This window comes from Peribacillus sp. NPDC058075, from assembly GCF_042885195.1.
In the GTDB taxonomy this organism is placed as follows: Bacteria; Bacillota; Bacilli; order Bacillales; family DSM-1321; genus Peribacillus.
Genome location: NZ_JBHVSL010000004.1, coordinates 1 through 18,715, shown reverse-complemented (window position 1 = coordinate 18,715; position 18,715 = coordinate 1). Strand labels below are relative to the sequence as shown.

General features: G+C 38.0%; 14 protein-coding genes and 2 pseudogenes. All 16 read left to right on the top strand.

What is annotated here, in order from left to right; translation table 11 throughout:
• The first annotated feature begins 1 nt into the window (after position 1).
• Positions 2-991 (top strand): sugar ABC transporter substrate-binding protein, encoded by a 990-nt coding sequence (locus ACFVS1_RS22655; RefSeq protein WP_387550728.1) that lies wholly within the window; start codon positions 2-4, stop codon positions 989-991.
• A 935-nt stretch (positions 992-1,926) separates the two neighbouring features.
• Positions 1,927-2,733 (top strand): sugar phosphate isomerase/epimerase family protein, encoded by an 807-nt coding sequence (locus tag ACFVS1_RS22650; RefSeq protein ID WP_387550725.1) that lies wholly within the window; start codon positions 1,927-1,929, stop codon positions 2,731-2,733.
• A gap of 46 nt (positions 2,734-2,779) precedes the next feature.
• The gene (locus tag ACFVS1_RS22645) at positions 2,780-3,871 is read left to right on the top strand and encodes a sugar ABC transporter substrate-binding protein (RefSeq protein ID WP_387550723.1); all 1,092 of its coding nucleotides are present in this window, start codon (positions 2,780-2,782) and stop codon (positions 3,869-3,871) included.
• Positions 3,872-3,991: 120 nt separating this feature from the next.
• Positions 3,992-5,533 carry a xylose ABC transporter ATP-binding protein gene (locus ACFVS1_RS22640; protein WP_387551085.1) on the top strand — a complete coding sequence of 514 codons (1,542 nt, stop codon included), beginning with the start codon at positions 3,992-3,994 and terminating at the stop codon, positions 5,531-5,533.
• A 1-nt stretch (position 5,534) separates the two neighbouring features.
• Complete coding sequence (locus ACFVS1_RS22635; RefSeq protein ID WP_387550720.1) at positions 5,535-6,710, top strand: sugar ABC transporter permease; 1,176 nt, start codon at positions 5,535-5,537, stop codon at positions 6,708-6,710.
• A gap of 247 nt (positions 6,711-6,957) precedes the next feature.
• Entirely contained in the window at positions 6,958-7,980 is a 1,023-nt protein-coding gene (gene iolG / locus ACFVS1_RS22630) for an inositol 2-dehydrogenase (RefSeq protein ID WP_387550717.1), read from the top strand.
• A gap of 255 nt (positions 7,981-8,235) precedes the next feature.
• Positions 8,236-9,255, top strand: coding sequence for an inositol 2-dehydrogenase (iolG, locus tag ACFVS1_RS22625; RefSeq protein ID WP_387550714.1), 1,020 nt, complete (start codon positions 8,236-8,238; stop codon positions 9,253-9,255).
• 81 nt (positions 9,256-9,336) lie between these two features.
• Positions 9,337-10,188, top strand: coding sequence for a transketolase (locus ACFVS1_RS22620; RefSeq protein ID WP_387550711.1), 852 nt, complete (start codon positions 9,337-9,339; stop codon positions 10,186-10,188).
• A 2-nt stretch (positions 10,189-10,190) separates the two neighbouring features.
• Complete coding sequence (locus ACFVS1_RS22615) at positions 10,191-11,144, top strand: transketolase family protein (protein WP_144551367.1); 954 nt, start codon at positions 10,191-10,193, stop codon at positions 11,142-11,144.
• Positions 11,145-11,339: 195 nt separating this feature from the next.
• Positions 11,340-13,349 (top strand): annotated as a pseudogene (gene tkt / locus ACFVS1_RS22610) (transketolase).
• A 40-nt stretch (positions 13,350-13,389) separates the two neighbouring features.
• Positions 13,390-13,839 carry a ribose 5-phosphate isomerase B gene (gene rpiB, locus ACFVS1_RS22605; RefSeq protein WP_387550708.1) on the top strand — a complete coding sequence of 150 codons (450 nt, stop codon included), beginning with the start codon at positions 13,390-13,392 and terminating at the stop codon, positions 13,837-13,839.
• Positions 13,840-13,897: 58 nt separating this feature from the next.
• Positions 13,898-14,553 (top strand): annotated as a pseudogene (gene rpe, locus ACFVS1_RS22600) (ribulose-phosphate 3-epimerase).
• Positions 14,554-14,607: 54 nt separating this feature from the next.
• Positions 14,608-15,858, top strand: a complete 1,251-nt coding sequence (gene ystJ, locus ACFVS1_RS22595) for an NADP-dependent malic enzyme (RefSeq protein ID WP_387550705.1) — start codon at positions 14,608-14,610, stop codon at positions 15,856-15,858.
• A 60-nt stretch (positions 15,859-15,918) separates the two neighbouring features.
• Complete coding sequence (locus ACFVS1_RS22590) at positions 15,919-16,131, top strand: biotin/lipoyl attachment domain-containing protein (protein ID WP_387550702.1); 213 nt, start codon at positions 15,919-15,921, stop codon at positions 16,129-16,131.
• 301 nt (positions 16,132-16,432) lie between these two features.
• Positions 16,433-17,539 carry a glycosyl hydrolase family 18 protein gene (locus ACFVS1_RS22585; protein WP_387550699.1) on the top strand — a complete coding sequence of 369 codons (1,107 nt, stop codon included), beginning with the start codon at positions 16,433-16,435 and terminating at the stop codon, positions 17,537-17,539.
• 232 nt (positions 17,540-17,771) lie between these two features.
• Entirely contained in the window at positions 17,772-18,449 is a 678-nt protein-coding gene (locus ACFVS1_RS22580; protein ID WP_387550696.1) for a hypothetical protein, read from the top strand.
• Positions 18,450-18,715: the final 266 nt, after the last annotated feature.

The following is an 18,715-nucleotide window of genomic DNA, read 5'->3' as shown; positions in this document are numbered from 1 at the left end:
AATGAAAATGAAAAAGAATAAATTTATCCTCCTTATATCAATGATGTTCACTCTAGCTTCACTAGCAGCTTGTTCTTCAGAAAATGAAGCCTCAAATTCGGAAAGTGGTAAGGCTGGCTCAGATGGAAACTTGAAAATTGGAGTTGTTTTAAAGCAGCTCAATACTGAATACTGGAAAATTGTTATGGCTGGCGCAGAAGATGCGGCAAAAGAGCTTGGGGCAGAGGTTGATTTCTTAGGGCCGCAAGCTGAAACGCAATATGAGCAGCAAATTAAAATGATTGAAGATCAGATTGCAACAGGAGTAAATGCATTAGTTGTAGCACCAAGCCAGCCCGACTCTGTTATCCCTGCTTTAAACAATGCTGATCAAAGCGGCATACCAGTTGTACTAGTCGATACAGATGCAGATTTTAAAGATAAAGTTTCATTCGTTGGTACCGGTAATTTGAAAGCCGGGCAACTTGCTGGTAAACATATCGCTGAGTTACTTAAAGACGGTGATAAAGTAGCAATTCTTAGAGGGCAAATGGGAAGTCAAACATTTGATGAACGGGTTAATGGTTTCCAAGAAGCTTTGGCTGACAAAGACATTGAGTTTATTGTTCAAGATGCGCAACATGACCGTGAGAAATCGGTTAATATTTTGGAAAATATTTTGACGGCGAATCCCGATATTAAAGCTGTGTACGCTACTTCAGATGAAATGGCACTTGGTGCAGCTAAAGCACTTGCTAACAAAGGAAAACAAAATATTCCGCTTATTGGATTCGATGGAACTCCAAATGGGCTTGCTGCATTACAAGATGGTGATATGGTGGCAAATGTTGCTCAAGATCCGTATAACATGGGATTCCAAGCCATTGAAGCAGCAGTAAAGGCTGTGAAAGGTGAAAAGGTAGAAAAACGGATGGATTCAGGAGCAAAAGTAATCACTGAAGAAAATGTAGTGGAAGCAATTGAAAAAATAAATGGAAACCTAGGAAAATGATGCATTTCGTTGTAGAAGAAAAGTGATGATCACGATAATGCAAAGAAAAAACATATATAGATGCAGTTAAAAAAAGAAGGCCTTAAAAATTACTTGCATCCCAAACAGCTGATTTGATTGGAACAAAGCGGTTTAGTTAGTAGAAAATATACTGATAGCTTTAAATGGTATTTTGCAGCAAATGAAGAAATGGTATTGGGAGCTTTAAGAGCCTTAAAGCTCAAAATATGTCAATACCAGTCGTCGTGAGGCACTCGAGTCAATTGTAAAGGGTAATTAACTGCAACTGTTGCACAACAACCCCATCATATGACATACAAAAGGCATTGAAGACGAACTTAAAGTGATTAATGGACAGGAAATCGATTAAGAAATTGGAAGTAGAGAGGAACTTGTTAATAACGGAAGAAAATGCTAAGGGAAAATTAAAAGAAGTGAAAGGCTTAATAAGCAAATAATAAACACTAAAAAGCAACCAAATCCGTAAAGTTTTGGTTGCTTTTTATAATGAAGTAAAATACATGATTAATTTTAGGACAGGGGCTGTCTCCTAACTTTTAAAGTTTAAAAGTATTCAAGTATGCGTAACTTTAGGTAAAAAAGAATATTTAATAATAAAAGAGTTTAAAAGAAGGTTTCAAGAAAATATTGAGGGCGCGCAAAATAAAGCAATTAATAAAAAGAGAATTATAAAAAAATATTGCAATTTTCTAAAAATTGGTTTATATTAAACGCATAGACAGGCGAATATAGGTAAGCGCTTTATCTAAAAGCAGAATCTTTTTTTAAATCAGTTTTATCTGAATATCTAGCTCCTTTATTAACAAATTGTATCATATGAAAGCATTCTTTTTTCTTTTTTTGCCGATTAGGTTAAGCGCTTTCTTGAATTTGGGCAAGTAATCTAATGAGAATAATTTTGGGAGGAATTTTTTATGAAGATTGGTGTTTGTCATTGGTCTATTCCTTTAGAAGGACCAGCAGCTATGGATATTTTAGGAGATCTCAACCTAAAGGGAATACAAATTGATCTTGGAAGTTATGAAAGAGGTTTTCAATTATCCTGGCCATCTGTTCAAGAAAAATACAAGGAATATGCTAAGAAAAATGATATAACGTTTACATCTCTTGCGGTAAGAGAGCTGGATTTGCATGGTATGACACGTCCTGACGGAACAAAAGAAAAGGATATTGTGATCGAAGCAATTTTGAAAGCGATTTCAGTAGCGGAACAAATGGACATTCCCGTTGTAATGCTTCCTAGTTTTTTAGATGGAGAAATTAAAACAGAAGAAGACTTTCAACGAGTTGTAAAGTGCCTTAAGTTTGCTTGTGATAAATGTGAAGGATCAGAGGTAATCATTGCAACAGAAAACCTGCTTTCTATAGAAGAAAACAAAAGACTTTTTAAAGAAGTCGACCGGCAAAATTTGAAGCTTTACTTTGATACACAAAACTACTATTTGAATAAAAAATATAATACCGCTGAAATGGTTAAAGAACTTTATCCATACATTTGCGAAGTTCATGTGAAAGATGGAAATAATGCATTAAGCGGTGCTTTATTAGGGCAAGGAGATACAAACTTTTTCGAAACGATAAAAGTTTTAATAGAAAAGAATTATACAGGCTGGGTGCATTTAGAAAATTATTATGATCAAAAGCCATTATCAAATTTAGGTGAAGATCCTTTAGCGTTGTTGAAACAAGACGTAGAGATTTTAAAGTCAACTATCTCGTAATCTCGTAATTTATATATTAGGGATAAAAAAACATGGGGGTATGTTTGTGAAAAAAAATCTTTCAATTCTATCGTCTATCTTTTTGGCTTCATCAGTTCTTATGGCAGGTTGTATAAAAAGTGAAGAAGATATGGCAGCGAGTAATAAGGCGACAAAGGACGATGACGGTAAAACTGTAATTGGCTTCTCCGTTGGAACAACAAAAGAGGAGCGTTGGCAACGTGAAGTAGAGATGGCCAAAGACTTTGCCAAGAAAAATGATTTCGATCTTATGGTTCAATCCGCGGAAGAGGATGCTTCAAAACAGGTAAAGCAAGTAGAAGATATGATTACTAAAGGCATTGACGTCTTGCTTATTTCAGCTCAGGATTCTGAATCGGCAGGAACTGTTATTGATGTTGCTCACGAAGCAGGTGTACCCGTAATTGCTTATGATCGTCTTGTACGTAACGGAGATCTTGATTACTATGTTACTTTCGATACTTTCAAAGTAGGGCAGCTTCAAGCACAATCCCTGGTTGAAAAATATCCAAAAGGAAAATATATCTGGCTTCTAGGTGGACCTGAAGATTTTAACGCGCATTTAATTAAAAAAGGTCATGAAAGTATATTAAATCCACTTATCAAAAAAGGTGACATAAAAATTGTGGCTCAGCAATGGGCAAAAGGATGGAGTCCGGAAGAGGCGTTAAAGCACACAGAAAATGGTCTTACCGCAGCTGATAATGATGTAGTTGCTGTACTGGCTTCAAACGATGGGACAGCCGGGGGAGCAGTTCAGGCATTAGCTGCACAAGGACTGGCTGGCAAGGTTGGAGTGTCTGGGCAGGATGCAGCGTTGGAAGGCGTGCAGCGTGTAGCAGAAGGAACACAAACAAGTACGGTGTATAAGCCGCTCAAAGAGTTAAATACCGTTGCGATGAAACTTGCGCTTTCTCTTGCAGAGGGGGATGAAGAAGCAGCTAAAGCTAAGGTGAATGGTAAAACTGATAATGGAACGAAAGAAGTTCCAAGTGTCCTGATTGATGTGCAGACAATAACGAAAGAAAACATGATGGATACTATTATCAAAGACAGTTTCCACAAAATGGATGATGTGTATAAAAACGTTCCAAAAAGTGAATGGCCGAAGCAATAAACGTTAGAGATTGTACGGGTGTTTCATACCCGGTTCTCTTACCTTTTTCCATTCAAACAATAAGAGAGGACGAGTAATGTGGAAAATCAAACCTTAGTGAAGGAAGTTAATGCCAAAGGAATTACAGCAAAAAAAACAGTATCTCACAGTGGTGATTATATATTAGAGACAAGAAATGTGAAAAAGAGCTTTCCAGGTGTTATTGCTTTAAACAATGTAAACCTTAAATTTAAAAAAGGTGAAGTCCATGCATTATGCGGGGAAAACGGAGCTGGAAAGTCAACACTCATTAAAATCCTCAGCGGAGTTTATCCTAGCGGGTCTTACGAGGGAGAGATCCTACTAAACGGAGAAAAAGTTGAATTGTCAAATATTGATGATGCAGAGCAACGAGGAATCGTATGTATTCATCAAGAGCTTGCTCTTGTAGGAGAATTAACGGTTCAAGAAAATATCTTTCTTGGAAACGAGCCAAATGTAGCAGGTATCATTAAGTGGGATGCCATGTATAGCCGGACGAAAGCTTTGTTGGACGAGTTAGGTCTAAATATCAAGCCTGACGAGCAAGTGAAGAATCTTGGGATTGGGCAGCAACAGCTTGTAGAAATCGCTAAGGCACTTTCAAAAAACGCAAAAATTCTTATTCTTGATGAGCCCACTTCTGCTTTAACTGAAAGAGAAAGTGAAACATTATTGAAGATTATTCACCAACTTAAGAAAAAGGGTGTTACTTCTATTTATATTTCGCACAAACTGGATGAAGTATTAGAGATTGCCTGCTCAGTTTCTGCTTTACGCGACGGCAAGTATGTTGATACCAAAAGCCGAAAGGAAATTGACAAAGACACAATTATTTACATGATGGTTGGACGGAAATTAGAAAAACTTTATCCTCGGAAAGAAAGAATTAAAAGTGAGTGCGGTTTTGAAGTGAGAAACTTTACCGTTTATGATCCTGATGTGCCGACAAAAAAGGTAATTGATAATGTCAATTTCAAGGCGTACAAAGGAGAAATTCTAGGTATCGCCGGCTTGATGGGAGCCGGGCGGACAGAAATGGTTTCCAGTATTTTTGGTGTGTATGAAGGAAAACAGCAAGGCGATGTCTTAATAGAAGGAAAACCAGTAAAAATAAAAAATGCAGTAGATGCCATTCATCATGGACTGGGCTTAATTTCGGAGGATCGTAAGTCTGAGGGACTTGTTTTAAATATGACCGTGAAAGAGAATATTACAATGGCAAGCTTGGGTAAAGTATCTAATTTTGTCATGGATAATAATAAAGAGTCCTCTATCGCTACTCAATATTCAAAGGATCTAAATGTAAAATCACCAACTATTGAATCTGTAGTTGGAAACCTAAGTGGCGGTAACCAACAGAAAGTAGTTATTGGCAAGTGGCTTATGACCAATCCAAAAGTTCTTATTTTGGACGAGCCAACCCGAGGAATTGATATTGGAGCTAAGTATGAAATATATGAGATTATCAATAAGCTTGTGGACGAAGATGTAATCGTTATTATTATCTCTTCAGAACTTGAAGAAGTTTTGGGAATGAGTGACCGTGTCATGGTTATGACAGAAGGCAAATTAACTGCAGACCTTAACATCCAGGATGCCACACAAGAAAAAATTATTTATTATGCTACAGGAGGTGTGTAAGATGGAATTACGTAAAGCTAAAACATCGGTTAATAGTAGTCCTGTAAAACAGAGCTTACTAAAAAATGTTGATGTTAGAGCTTATACCATGATCGTTGGGTTAATTGTTATTTGGATTTTGTTTTCCATTTTAACCGATGGAACATTTTTATCAGCTCGTAATATTTCCAATTTAACATTGCAAATGGCGGTCGTTGCGATTCTTGGAACTGGAATGGTTATGGTAATTGTAACAGGTCATATCGATTTATCCGTAGGGTCATTAGTTGGCTTGGTCGGAGGGGTTGCAGCTGCTTTGATGGTCTGGAATGACTGGGGTACGCTTCCTACAGTACTAGCTGTCTTGGCGTTAGGATTAGTAGCTGGTGCTATTCAAGGATTTGCCACTGTTTACCTAAATGTTCCGTCATTCATTGTGACACTCGGAGGGATGATGGTTTTTAAAGGCATCCTGCTCGGTATTACAGAAGGGGTATCCATTGCTCCGATGAATGAAGGATACAAAGCATTTGGACAAGCGTATGTCACTAATATGACGACTTATCTCTTTGCAATCCTTACTATTGCTGCGTTATTCTTCTTAGAATTTAAAAAACAACAAAGCAGAAAGAATTTTGATGTAGCAGTCAACGCAAGTTCGGCATATGTGAAACTGGCTCTAATTAGCTTGCTTATCCTAGGCTTCTCATACATTATGACTTCATACAAGGGGATGCCAGTGCCAGTATACATTATGTTAATTTTAGTCATTGTATTTACTTTTCTTGCGGATAAAACAAGATTTGGACGAAGTGTTTATGCAATCGGTGGAAATTTACAAGCTGCAACTTTTTCAGGAATTAAAGTAAAAAAAGTTGTTTTATCAGTTTTTGCGTTAAATGGGTTAATGGCTGCTATGGCAGGGATTATTCTATCAGCACGATTAAATACGGGATCTCCTTCAGCAGGAACAATGATGGAACTTGACGCCATTGCTGCAGCAGTTATCGGGGGAACAAGCCTTGCAGGTGGACGCGGTAAAATTTACGGGGCAATTTTAGGCGCACTCATTATGGCAAGTTTGGATAATGGAATGAGTTTATTGAATATTGAAGCATTCTGGCAATATATTGTTAAAGGCGGTATCTTAGTTTTGGCTGTATGGTTTGATGTATACACCAAGAAAAAAGGCAACTAACCGAAGTTCATACTTTTTTTGATTAATCATAAGAAAGAAATAATATTTTCATAAAAAGTTATTGCAAACCTTTGTTAATTGATCTATATTTAGGATGAATAGATAGAATTTTTAAAATATAAGCGCTTACCTATAAAAAAGTAGTGAATAATGAAATTGTTTCTAAAAATAATTTCATTTTTTAAACACTAATTGATTAAGCGCTTACCTACTGGGAAAATTATATATTATTTAGGAGATGATTGAAATGGCAGAGGTAATTCGTTGCGCAGTATTAGGACTAGGGAGATTAGGTTACTGGCACGCCGAAAATTTGGCTTCAAAAGTAAAAGGAGCAAAATTGGTAAAGGTCGTAGATCCACTAGAAGGACGCGCTGAACAAGTCGCTAAGGAACTTGGTGCTGAAAAATGGTCTCAAAATCCAATGGATGCTTTTGAAGACGATCAAATAGATGCAGTAGTCATTGTAACTCCAACTAGCACCCATGCAGAAATGATTAAGCTAGCTGCAAGACATGGAAAACAGATATTCGTAGAAAAGCCGATTACACAAACAGTGTCTGAAGCAGACGATGTAATTCAAGTGGTAAGAGAAACAAATGTAACTTTACAAGTTGGATTTATGAGACGTTTTGATCCAGCGTATGCAGAAGCTAAAAGACGTATCCTGGCTGGTGATATTGGTAAGCCATTGTATTTTAAAGGTGTAAGCCGTGATGGAAATGTTCCACATGAGGAATTTATTAAGCACAGCGGCGGCATTTTTCTTGATGTTTCCATTCATGATTTTGATATTGCTCGCTTTTTAATGGGACAAGATATCACGTCTATTTCTTCATCAGGAAGTATTATCAATCCATCGAATCTGTTTATGAAAAAATATGATGATGTAGATCAAGCATTGACATTCTGTACATTTGAATCAGGTGCTGCCGGTGATATTGAAACTTCCCGTGTTGCACCATATGCGTATGACATTCGTGGGGAAGTAGTAGGAACTGAAGGTGCCATCCAAATCGGCTCTATGAGAAATAATGATGTTAAAATTCTTACAAAGCAAGGCTGTCTTCAAGATACCATTCAGGATTTCCCTTCTCGTTTCCAAGATGCTTACTTGCTCGAAATGATACATTTTATTGATGCATTGCATAAAGGTGAAGAAACTTCTTGTACAGCTGAAGATGGAAAAGCAGCATTGGAAATTGCTATTGCCGCTACTCAATCTTTTAAAACTAGCCAAACGGTTGACCTGAAAAAAGTTCTACAGTAATTTTAGACGCTCTGATCATTTCAGAGCGTTCTATCAATAATATTTAACGCAGCTAAAAAAGCAGGCGGCTATGTTAGGTGCTTTTAAAAAAAGGAGTTGTAAATTAATCCTATTAAAAAAATTTTCGGATAACCAGAGGAAAACGCTTCAAAAGATTGAAAATTTAGATTATAATGTTCGTAGAATAAGGAAAGCGCTTTCTCCCTTGGAGTTTGTAATAGGAAATAAAATCATTCATAGGTAGGTGTATATTATATGGAAAAGATTACAATTGGGATTATTGGGGCCGGAAGAATTGGTCGTCTTCACGCGGAAAATATCATCCATATTCCCCAAGTTAAAATTAAAACAATTTCGGATTTATTCGCAGCTAACGTTCGTGAGTGGGCACAACAAATTGGAATTGAAAATGTTGTAGAAGACTATAAAGAAATCCTGAATGATCCTGAAATTGATGCAATTTTTGTATGCTCACCGACTACAACTCATGTTCCAATCATTCAAAAAGCTGCTGAGCATGGAAAACATATCTTTTGCGAGAAGCCAATCAGCTTTTCAATTGAAGAAACTGAAAAGGCTCTAGAAGCAGTGAAAAAAGCAGGCGTTAAATTTCAAGTAGGATTTAACCGCCGATTTGACACACAATTCTCTAAAGTAAAAGAAACAGTACAAAACGGTGTAATTGGAACTCCGCATATTATTAAAATTACTTCTCGTGACCCTGAGCCGCCACCAGCTGAATATATTAAGAGTTCAGGTGGGTTGTTTGTAGATATGTCTATTCATGACTTTGACATGGCTCGCTTTGTTTCAGGTAGTGAAGTAACCGAAGTTTACGTTCAATCAGCAAATCTTATAGATCCTATGATTGGTGAACTTGGTGATATTGACACAGCAGTTATTACATTAAAATTTGAAAATGGTGCTATTGGTATCATTGACAATAGTCGGAGAGCTGTATATGGATACGATCAACGTGTAGAAGCATTTGGATCTAACGGGGTTATTACTACTGAAAATATCAGACCTACTAACGCAGAGATTAGCACCGGTGAAGGAGTATTTAGAGATAAACCGCATCATTTCTTCTTGGAACGTTATAAAGAAGCTTATATAACGGAAACATATGCATTTATTGATTCAATTCTTACCAATAAACCGCTTTTATGTGAGGGTAATGACGGTCTTCAAGCCGAAATTATTGCACATGCAGCTGCTGAATCTAGAAAAACAGGTTTACCCGTTAAAATAAAAAGCAAGACATTGACAGTTTAAAACAAGATAAGAAATTATCTTGTTTCCTTTTTCAACATTGGATAAGCGCTTAACCAAAAATTATTATATGGAGGAGTTCGCATGAAAAAACAATTAAGTCATGAGGAGTTATCGTCGCTTAAGAGACAGGCGGCTGAGTCAAGAAGCTTAATCATCAAAACAGTTCACCACGCCGGTGCAGGGCATGTGGGAGGCCCAATGTCAGCGGTAGACTTGCTAGTAAGCCTTTATTTTAATGAAATGAAAGTAGATACGCAAGATCCGCATGCTGAAAACAGAGATCGTTTTGTCCTTTCCAAAGGTCACTCAGCTATTGGTCTATATTCAGTTTTAGCTGTAAAAGGATATTGTCCTATTGAAGAATTAAATACATTTGATTCTATCAATTCTCGTTTGCAGGGTCATCCTGATATGACAGCTCTGCCAGGGCTTGACATGTCTACTGGATCTCTTGGACAAGGTATTTCAGCTGCAGTAGGTATGGCGCTAGGTGCCAAACTTCAAAATAAAGAATTTCGTACGTATTGTATGATTGGAGATGGAGAATCTCAGGAAGGGCAAGTATGGGAAGCAGCAGACATAGCTTCAAAATATGAGCTAGATAATCTAGTAGTCATTATGGATTACAATAAGCTGCAGCAATTCGGCTGGGACGGAAAAGAAACAGTCCGTGAGGTTCCTGTCATTAACCCTGAAAAAAGATGGGAAGCATTCGGATGGAACGTCATTACTTGTGATGGTCACGATTTTACAGAAATTAAACAGGCTTTTGACGAAGCAAAACAAACGAGCGGCAAACCGACAATCATTATTGCAAATACGGTTAAAGGAAAAGGAGTAAGTTTTATGGAAAATGCCTACTTATGGCATTCACGGGTTCCAACTGACGAGGAACTAAGCTCAGCTATTAAAGAACTTGAAGTGGGGGTATAAAAATGACAGAAGTTAAAGTAAAGAAAAGTGTATCAATGCGAGATACATTCGGGGATACGATTTTAAAGCTTTCAATGGAAGATCCGGCTGTATATGCAATTGATGGTGATTTGGCGAATTCTACAAAAGTCGATACAGTAGCAATAAAAAATCCATCTAAGTTTCTACAGATGGGTATTGCAGAACAAAATATGATGAGTGTAGCGGCTGGTTTAGCCACCACGGGCTTACAGCCATGGGCCACTACATTTGCCGCGTTTCTTTGCAAACGGGCTATTGATCAAATTCAGGTGCAAATTGCACAACCAAACTTAAATGTGAAAATGGTCGGCGCATATAGCGGTCTTCTTACTGGTCTGACTGGTAAAACCCACCAAGCGCTCGAAGATATTGCGATCTTTAGAAGTCTTGCTCATATGACTGTTTTAGCCCCAGCAGATGCAGTAGAAGTAGAAAAGATGATGAGATGGGCACATAAATACGATGGACCGGTTTACATCCGCCTTGCTCGTGATAATTATCCGATTATCTTCCCTGAAGATTACGAGTTTGAACTTGGAAAAGCTGTTCCCCTTAAAGAGGGTACGGACGTCACAATTATTTCGACTGGTACGGAAACAAGCCGAGCTCTAGAAGCGGCTGAAAAGCTAGAAGCAGATGGAATTTCTGCTGCAGTATTACACATGCCTACTATTAAGCCATTAGATAAAGAAGCGATCATTAAAGCTGCTCATAAGACCGGTGTCATTGTTACAGCTGAAGAACACAGCATTTACGGTGGGCTTGGCAGTGCGGTTGCTGAAGTTTTAGTGGAAGAAGCGCCAGTACCAATGAAGCGTGTGGGAGTAAAAGACCGTAATTCTGAGTCTGCAGGAAATAATGAACTACTTGAAAAGTATGAAGTTTCAGCTGGCCATATCGTAAAAGCTGCAAAAAATGTATTAGAAAGAAAATAAAAGTACTGAATAAAATTGAAGTTTAGCGTTGCTAAGCTTCAATTTTATTTATATATTTGTAGTTCTTTAAATAAAGTGTTTTATTGAAAATTTTAGATTAAGCGCTTTCCCTACCTAAGAACATTTTAATTTAACAAATGCAAAGCCATTTAATCTTCAAAGAATATTTCATAATATCTTAAATGAGGTGAAAATATGGTAATCGATTTATCAAGGACTTCTACTAAAGAGTTAGCGATCAATACCATCCGTACGCTTTCGATTGATGCAATCGAGAAAGCAAAATCTGGTCATCCTGGAATGCCTATGGGTGCTGCTCCAATGGCTTATGTACTTTGGGCGAATGTAATGAATCATAATCCATATAATCCTAATTGGATAAACCGGGATCGATTTATTTTAGCTGCAGGTCATGGTTCGGCTTTACTATACAGCATGCTCCATTTATTTGAATATGACGTTTCAATTGAGGATTTGAAAAATTTTCGTCAATGGGGAAGTAAAACTCCCGGCCATCCAGAAGTAGGACACACTCCGGGTGTAGAGGCGACAACTGGCCCACTTGGACAAGGAATTGCCATGGCAGTGGGGATGGCTATGACAGAACGTCATTTAGCTACTAAGTATAATAAGACAGGCTATGAAGTAATAGACCACTATACCTACAGCTTGTGTGGAGATGGCGACATGATGGAAGGGGTCACAGCAGAAGCTTCGTCCCTTGCAGGTCATTTAAAACTTGGCCGCCTAATTGTTTTATATGATTCTAATGATATTTCGCTTGATGGAGATCTAAATCTTTCATTTTCAGAAAGCGTGGAAGATCGTTTTAAAGCCTATGGGTGGCAAGTGATAAGAGTAGAAAATAACGATGATGATGCTATTGAAAAAGCACTTAAGGAAGCAAAATCAGACTTGGAGCGCCCGACATTAATTGAAATCAAAACGACAATTGGATTTGGCTCTCCCACTAAATCTGGAAAATCCGACTGTCACGGTGCGCCTCTTGGCGCGGAAGAAATAATCCTAACAAAAAAAGAGTACAAGTGGACATATTAGGAACCATTTTCTGTTCCAGATAGTGTAAGAGGTCATTTTAAGGAACTAGCAGAAAAAGGCCGAGAGAAAGAGAAAGAGTGGATTGCTCTTTATGAAGAGTACAAACGAGAATATCCTGAGCTGGCGAAAAACCTTGAAGCTGCACTAGATGGAAAAATTCCAGAACAGTGGACTGAATCAATTCCTCGTTTTGAGGCAGGGGCAGAAATGGCTACCCGGGATGCTTCTGGACAGACATTGAATGCTTTAGCGGAAGTAATTCCACAGTTAATCGGAGGATCAGCGGACCTTGCAGGGCCAAATAAAACGCTTATTGCCTCAGAAAAGAATTTCGGTGCAGATGGATATGAGTTCAGAAATATTTGGTTTGGTGTAAGGGAATTTGCAATGGCAGCCGTGATGAATGGTATGGCGTTGTATGGAGGAGTAAAAGTATTCGGGGCAACATTTCTTGTTTTTTCGGATTACTTAAAGCCAGCCATCCGGCTTGCAGCACTTATGAAGCTTCCGGTCACATATGTTTTCACTCATGATAGTATTGCTGTTGGTGAAGATGGGCCGACCCATGAGCCAGTTGAGCAGCTTGCCTCTTTGCGTACAATTCCTAACTTATCTGTTATTCGTCCGGCAGATGCAAAAGAAACTGCTGCTGCATGGAAAATAGCTTTTGAGAGCTCCAACACTCCTACAGCTTTATTATTCACCCGGCAGGCGCTTCCGGTTCTTGAAAAGAATCAAAAGGAAGTAGTTGCTGGTGTAGAAAAGGGTGCCTATATTGTTTCGGAGTCAAAAAATAAGGTGCAGGGATTGCTATTGGCTACTGGTTCAGAAGTGTCTCTCGCTATTGCAGCTCAAAAAGAGCTTGAGAGGGAAGGCATTTTTGTAACGGTTATTAGTATGCCAAGCTGGGATCGCTTTGAAAAACAGTCAGCCGAATATAAAAACATAATCCTTCCAAGTCATATAAAAGCGCGCCTTGCTATTGAAATGGGTGTTTCATTTGGCTGGAGAGAATACATTGGAGAAAATGGCGCTAAGATTACTATTGACCAATACGGGGCCTCTGCACCGGCACAAAAATTAATGGAAGAATTCGGATTTACAGTCGAAAACGTTGTAAAAACATTCAAAGAGTTAATCTTATAAATCAAATCAACCTATCTATGAGTAAATTAGGAGGATAAAAATGAAAGTGGCAATTGCTTCAGATCACGGAGGTATAAATATTCGTAAAGAGATCATCTCATTATTAAATGACATGAAGATTAATTATGTAGATTTAGGATGTGACTGTGAAACATCTGCAGATTATCCTGATTATGCGGTTCCAGTTGCCGAAATGGTCTTAAATGGTGAAGCAGACCGTGGAATATTAATTTGTGGAACAGGAATTGGAATGAGCATTGCAGCTAATAAAGTCAAAGGAATCCGCTGTGCTCTTGTACATGATACTTTCAGCGCTAAAGCAACAAGACAGCATAATGATACAAATGTCCTTGCAATGGGAGAACGTGTCATAGGGCCTGGATTGGCAAGGGAGATTGCTGAAGTATGGCTACGCACAGAGTTTGAAGGCGGAAGACATGCTAATCGTGTTGGGAAAATATCTTCGTATGAACATGCACATCAGAAATAGATGAGTAACATGTCAGCTTCTATTTAGACCATTTTTTAGAAGAAAGCAGGGTAGTATATTGATTAAAATTGCGCCTTCTATATTATCAGCAAATTTTTCCCGGCTAGGGAATGAAATCAAAGAAGTAGAAATGAGCGGGGCTCATTATATTCATGTGGATGTCATGGATGGTCATTTTGTTCCTAACATCACCATTGGTCCTCCAGTAGTGGAATCGATTAGACTCATTACAGATTTGCCTTTAGATGTGCATCTGATGATTGATAACCCGGATCTTTATATAAATGACTTCGCTTGGGCAGGAGCAGATATTATATCAGTTCACGCTGAAGCGTGTCCTCATCTCATCGTACAATCCAGTTAATAAAAAGTCATAATATCAAAGCGGGGGTGGTATTGTGCCCTGCTACACCTATCAGCCAAATCGAACATGTCTTAGACGAGGTAGATTTAGTCTTAATTATGACAGTTAACCCAGGCTTTGGAGGGCAGGCATTTATTAAAAGCATGGTTTCAAAAGTTGAGCAATTAGCAAAATTAATTGACGATCGTAACCTAACAGTTGAGATTGAGGTTGATGGCGGTATCAATGAGCAGACTGCTCAGGCTTGCGTAAAAGCAGGCACAAACGTGCTTGTTGCTGGTTCAGCTATTTATAAGGCGTATGATCGAAAATCAGCCATTGAGTCACTTTTGGATGCCGTGAAAATTTGATTGATAAGCTTTTAATATAAAATGCACTACATCGGGGGCAGGGAGGAAGAAAACATGTTTAATTTAAAAGAAAAATCATTGAAAATGCATAGAGAAAAACAGGGAAAGCTCGGTGTATATTCCAAGGTGTCGGTTAACGACGGTCACGATCTGAGCCTTGCTTACTCTCCAGGCGTAGCTGAACCATGCTTGGAAATACATGAAGATGAAAATAAAGTTTATGACTATACGATGAAAAGTAATCTGGTTGCAGTCGTATCTAATGGAACAGCAGTACTTGGACTTGGGAATATTGGACCTAAGGCAGCGATGCCCGTTATGGAAGGGAAAGCTATTCTATTTAAATCGTTTGCGGATGTGGATGCTTTTCCTATTTGCTTAGATACTCAAGATACTGATGAATTGGTGAAATCAGTTGAACTATTAGAGCCAACATTTGGGGGAGTGAATTTAGAAGATATTGCAGCTCCTCAATGTTTTGAAATTGAGCAGCGCTTAAAGGATTCATGTAATATTCCTGTTTTTCACGATGACCAGCATGGCACTGCAATTGTTACTGCTGCTGGGCTACTAAATGCACTAAAACTTGCAGGCAAACAAATGAATGAAATCCGCGTAGTCATTAATGGCGCGGGTGCTGCTGGAGTCGCTATTGTGAAGTTGCTGCTTCGTATGGAAGTAAAGGATATTTTGCTTTGCGATACAAAAGGGATTATCTATAAAGGCCGTTCAGAGGGAATGAATGAGTTTAAAGAAGAGCTGGCACTCATAACAAATATAGAAGGGAAAACCGGTTTACTAGCAGATGCGCTTGAAGATGCTGATGTGTTTATCGGAGTATCAGCAGCAGGTGCCGTAACACAAGATATGGTTCGTTCAATGAAAAAAGATCCTATTATTTTTGCTATGGCGAACCCTGTCCCTGAGATTATGCCTGCTGAAGCAAAAGAAGCCGGTGCGCTTGTTGTCGGTACGGGACGTTCGGATTTTCCTAATCAAGTAAACAACGTATTAGCATTTCCAGGGATTTTCCGTGGTGCTTTAGATGTTAGAGCAACAGAGATTAATGAAGAAATGAAAATAGTGGCTGTCCATGCTATTGCTAACCTTATTTCCGAATCCAGTTTACATCCAGACTATGTTATCCCAGATCCTTTTGATCGAAGAGTCGCAGCATATGTCGCTTCAGAAGTTGCTACTGCTGCGATTGAAACAGGTGTTGCACAAAAGATTGTAAATCCTTTGGACATTAAGTACCGTCTTTTAGTAATGGGAAATGCAAAAGAACAAGTTGCGGAATACTGAAAAGATAGATTGTAAAATAATAATTAACGACATATTCAAATAAGGTGGATGCATCGTTTTATGATTAAGTGGGAATTAACAACGCATAGTTGGCTGAATCTAGAGCTGGTAACTAGTCCTTCAAACGGAATTGTAAAAGAGGTACTTTTAGCTGAAGGTCAAAAGGTTTCTGAATGGGCTCCTATGTTTGAAATAGAAAATAATAATGGCTTATTACAATACATTTCTGTCGGTACAAGAGGGACAATTGAAAAGGTTAAATTTATTGGTTGATAGTCCTCTTCAGCTAAAGGGGGCATTTAATGGAATAGGACGTTATAAACAAAAACTCAGAGATCTTTCACTCTGAGTGTTTTTTTATGCCAATTGTAATGTTATTTACATTGATAATTCGGTTGCTAAATCTGTTTCGATTTTGCTCTCTAAATGCGTTTTTGTATTTTAAAACCGAACTACTTATTAACTTGTGGAGGTTTTTTCCTGAGACCTTTTATATGGGGGAAATTTAATTCGTGAATAAGTTACAAATTTTCTTATCATCTTAAGATATATACAAATTAGAAGAAGGTGTATTATGGCGAAAAATTGTTATCGGTTATTCACCATCATTTCTTTAAGCATGGCGTTATTAATAATGTCATCCTGTAGTCAATTACAACGAAAAGAGGAATACAATAAGAATAAAACTCCTCGTGAAGTTTTAGGTTTCTACACAGAACAGGAAGGAACGTATCCAGGGTCTCAACCTACAATTAACTCGCAATTCACCAATTTAAGCATCATTGCACCCTTTTGGTATAAGCTTGATGATAAACGTCCAGGCAGTCTTATAGTTTCTGTTACAGCAGATCATAAGATAAAGGTTATTCAGAGTGCTCATAAAAAACACCTGAAGGTATATATGGTTGTACATAACCTCTTCTATGAAACCGTGGAGAAGGGCAAGCAGGTAGCGAGTAATGTACTCGAAAACGATAAGAACCGCAATGTTTTCATTCAGAACTTACGCAATGAAATGAATCAGTTTAAATATGACGGTATTAATATTGACATGGAAAATTTGTATTTGACTGACCGAGATTCCTTTAGTCTGCTGATAAAAAAATTGTTTGATGCTGTGCATCGTGATGGAAAAGTAGTTACGGTTTCAGTCCCTGCAAACACAGGTGATTCCCGTGCTAATCCCTGGTCACGGTGGTTTGATTACGAAAAGCTTGGTCTATATTCAGATGGGTTAATGATTATGACATACGATGAACACAACCCAAGAACAAAACCCGGGTCAACAGCATCAGTCAATTGGACAGAAGCAACGATTCGTTATGCTTTGAAACATGGCGTACCACCATCAAAAATTTTACTCGGTATTGCTGGGTATGGATGGGACTGGGATACGACAGCAGACAAAGCCTTGTATAGCTCCTACGCACAGTTAATGGATCAGAGAACAAAATATAAAGCTAAAGTTATATGGGAATCCCATTCGCAAACACCTCAATTCAGTTACGTTGATCATAATCATCATAGCCACCAAGTTTGGTTTGAGAATAGCGATAGTCTGCGGTTTAAGTTAAACCTAGTAAAAAAATATAACTTGCGGGGAATCGGGATTTGGCGGATCGGCTTAGAAGACCCAAAGTTCTGGACCACTATACCCGAGGAAATAAAAGTAAAAAAGTGATGAATGGTCCCTCTAAATCCTGAACTTGTTTAATTGTGAAGATTTGTACTTAAAGTAACGGGTGCGTTAGCTGAAGATCAGAGCTGTCTTTAAGACAGCTCTTTCTTTATGGAACTAAAGGGGCAGGATAGTTCAAGAAGCTGATAATACTAATAAGCCAGCGAAAACAACGGTTTTACGTGGTAATATAATAAAAATAAACTATTCAAACCTTTTAAGAGAGGCGATTAAAATGAAGGTAGAAATAAGCTACTTCCCTCCCGAAAAAATAATAACTGTACCGGGGGAAGAAGCCACTTATCCTTTTGAGATTAACGGTGAGTTCCAATATATCGTAGAGTTTTCTTGTTATATTGATGGTGATTATACAGATACCCATGAAGAATTCTTTTGTAATTGGATGGATAGCCCAGATTATTACCCTATTTATTCACTTGCGGAAATCTATGATTTTCAACAAGCAGAGTACGAAGAGCTGTTTAAGATGCAAAATATAGAGTTTAATTATATGAAGGGGAGTCGTAAAGACACGTTCTTTGTAAAGGCAATTATACACAGCCCGCAGCAATTTAAAGAATATTATCCTTATTTGTACGGGAATGGAAGCATGATGAACTTATCATTATGGTCTCTAAAACAGGATGTATTCAGACTAGAGGAAAGGGAATATGAGTCACCTTATCCTGTAAAAAAGACTAAAAAAAACCGAACCAGACTAGTTAAATTAAAGTGGATAGCCAATACCCCGATAGCAACTTTAACTGAAAGTTCCACTATGTTTTGGGTAGGGTATGATAGTGACTATATTACCGCGTTCTCAAATGATCAACACTTTTCAACAATAGACTCTCTTCAAAAAATAATACCAGAAAAGGTCGAGCTGGTAACTGATGATTATGAGTATGAGTAGTGTTCTCCCATTTCATAACCTTGTTGAACTAATGGGTGCTTTACTTCAATAAGAGAGTTGCTTTGGCAGCTCTTTTCTTATGGAACTATCGGGGCAGGATAGTTCCATAAGAAATTGACTATTGGTTAATTGTGGAATATAATTGCATTAAAAGGAACGTACGTTCTTTTGTGGTGGAGTAGCTTTTGATGTGGAAAAAATAAACTATGAAAATTATGATTGGAGTGTTAGTAGATGAAAATAAAAAAAGTTTATCTATATGTATT

Coding starts and splice junctions, on each gene's coding strand:
- ACFVS1_RS22590 (WP_387550702.1), top strand. CDS start 15,919: ATGATTAAGTGGGAATTAACAACGCATAGTTGGCTGAATCTAGAGCTG.
- ACFVS1_RS22650 (WP_387550725.1), top strand. CDS start 1,927: ATGAAGATTGGTGTTTGTCATTGGTCTATTCCTTTAGAAGGACCAGCA.
- ACFVS1_RS22655 (WP_387550728.1), top strand. CDS start 2: ATGAAAATGAAAAAGAATAAATTTATCCTCCTTATATCAATGATGTTC.
- rpiB (WP_387550708.1), top strand. CDS start 13,390: ATGAAAGTGGCAATTGCTTCAGATCACGGAGGTATAAATATTCGTAAA.
- ACFVS1_RS22580 (WP_387550696.1), top strand. CDS start 17,772: ATGAAGGTAGAAATAAGCTACTTCCCTCCCGAAAAAATAATAACTGTA.
- ACFVS1_RS22585 (WP_387550699.1), top strand. CDS start 16,433: ATGGCGAAAAATTGTTATCGGTTATTCACCATCATTTCTTTAAGCATG.
- ACFVS1_RS22635 (WP_387550720.1), top strand. CDS start 5,535: ATGGAATTACGTAAAGCTAAAACATCGGTTAATAGTAGTCCTGTAAAA.
- ACFVS1_RS22615 (WP_144551367.1), top strand. CDS start 10,191: ATGACAGAAGTTAAAGTAAAGAAAAGTGTATCAATGCGAGATACATTC.
- ystJ (WP_387550705.1), top strand. CDS start 14,608: ATGTTTAATTTAAAAGAAAAATCATTGAAAATGCATAGAGAAAAACAG.
- iolG (WP_387550717.1), top strand. CDS start 6,958: ATGGCAGAGGTAATTCGTTGCGCAGTATTAGGACTAGGGAGATTAGGT.
- iolG (WP_387550714.1), top strand. CDS start 8,236: ATGGAAAAGATTACAATTGGGATTATTGGGGCCGGAAGAATTGGTCGT.
- ACFVS1_RS22620 (WP_387550711.1), top strand. CDS start 9,337: ATGAAAAAACAATTAAGTCATGAGGAGTTATCGTCGCTTAAGAGACAG.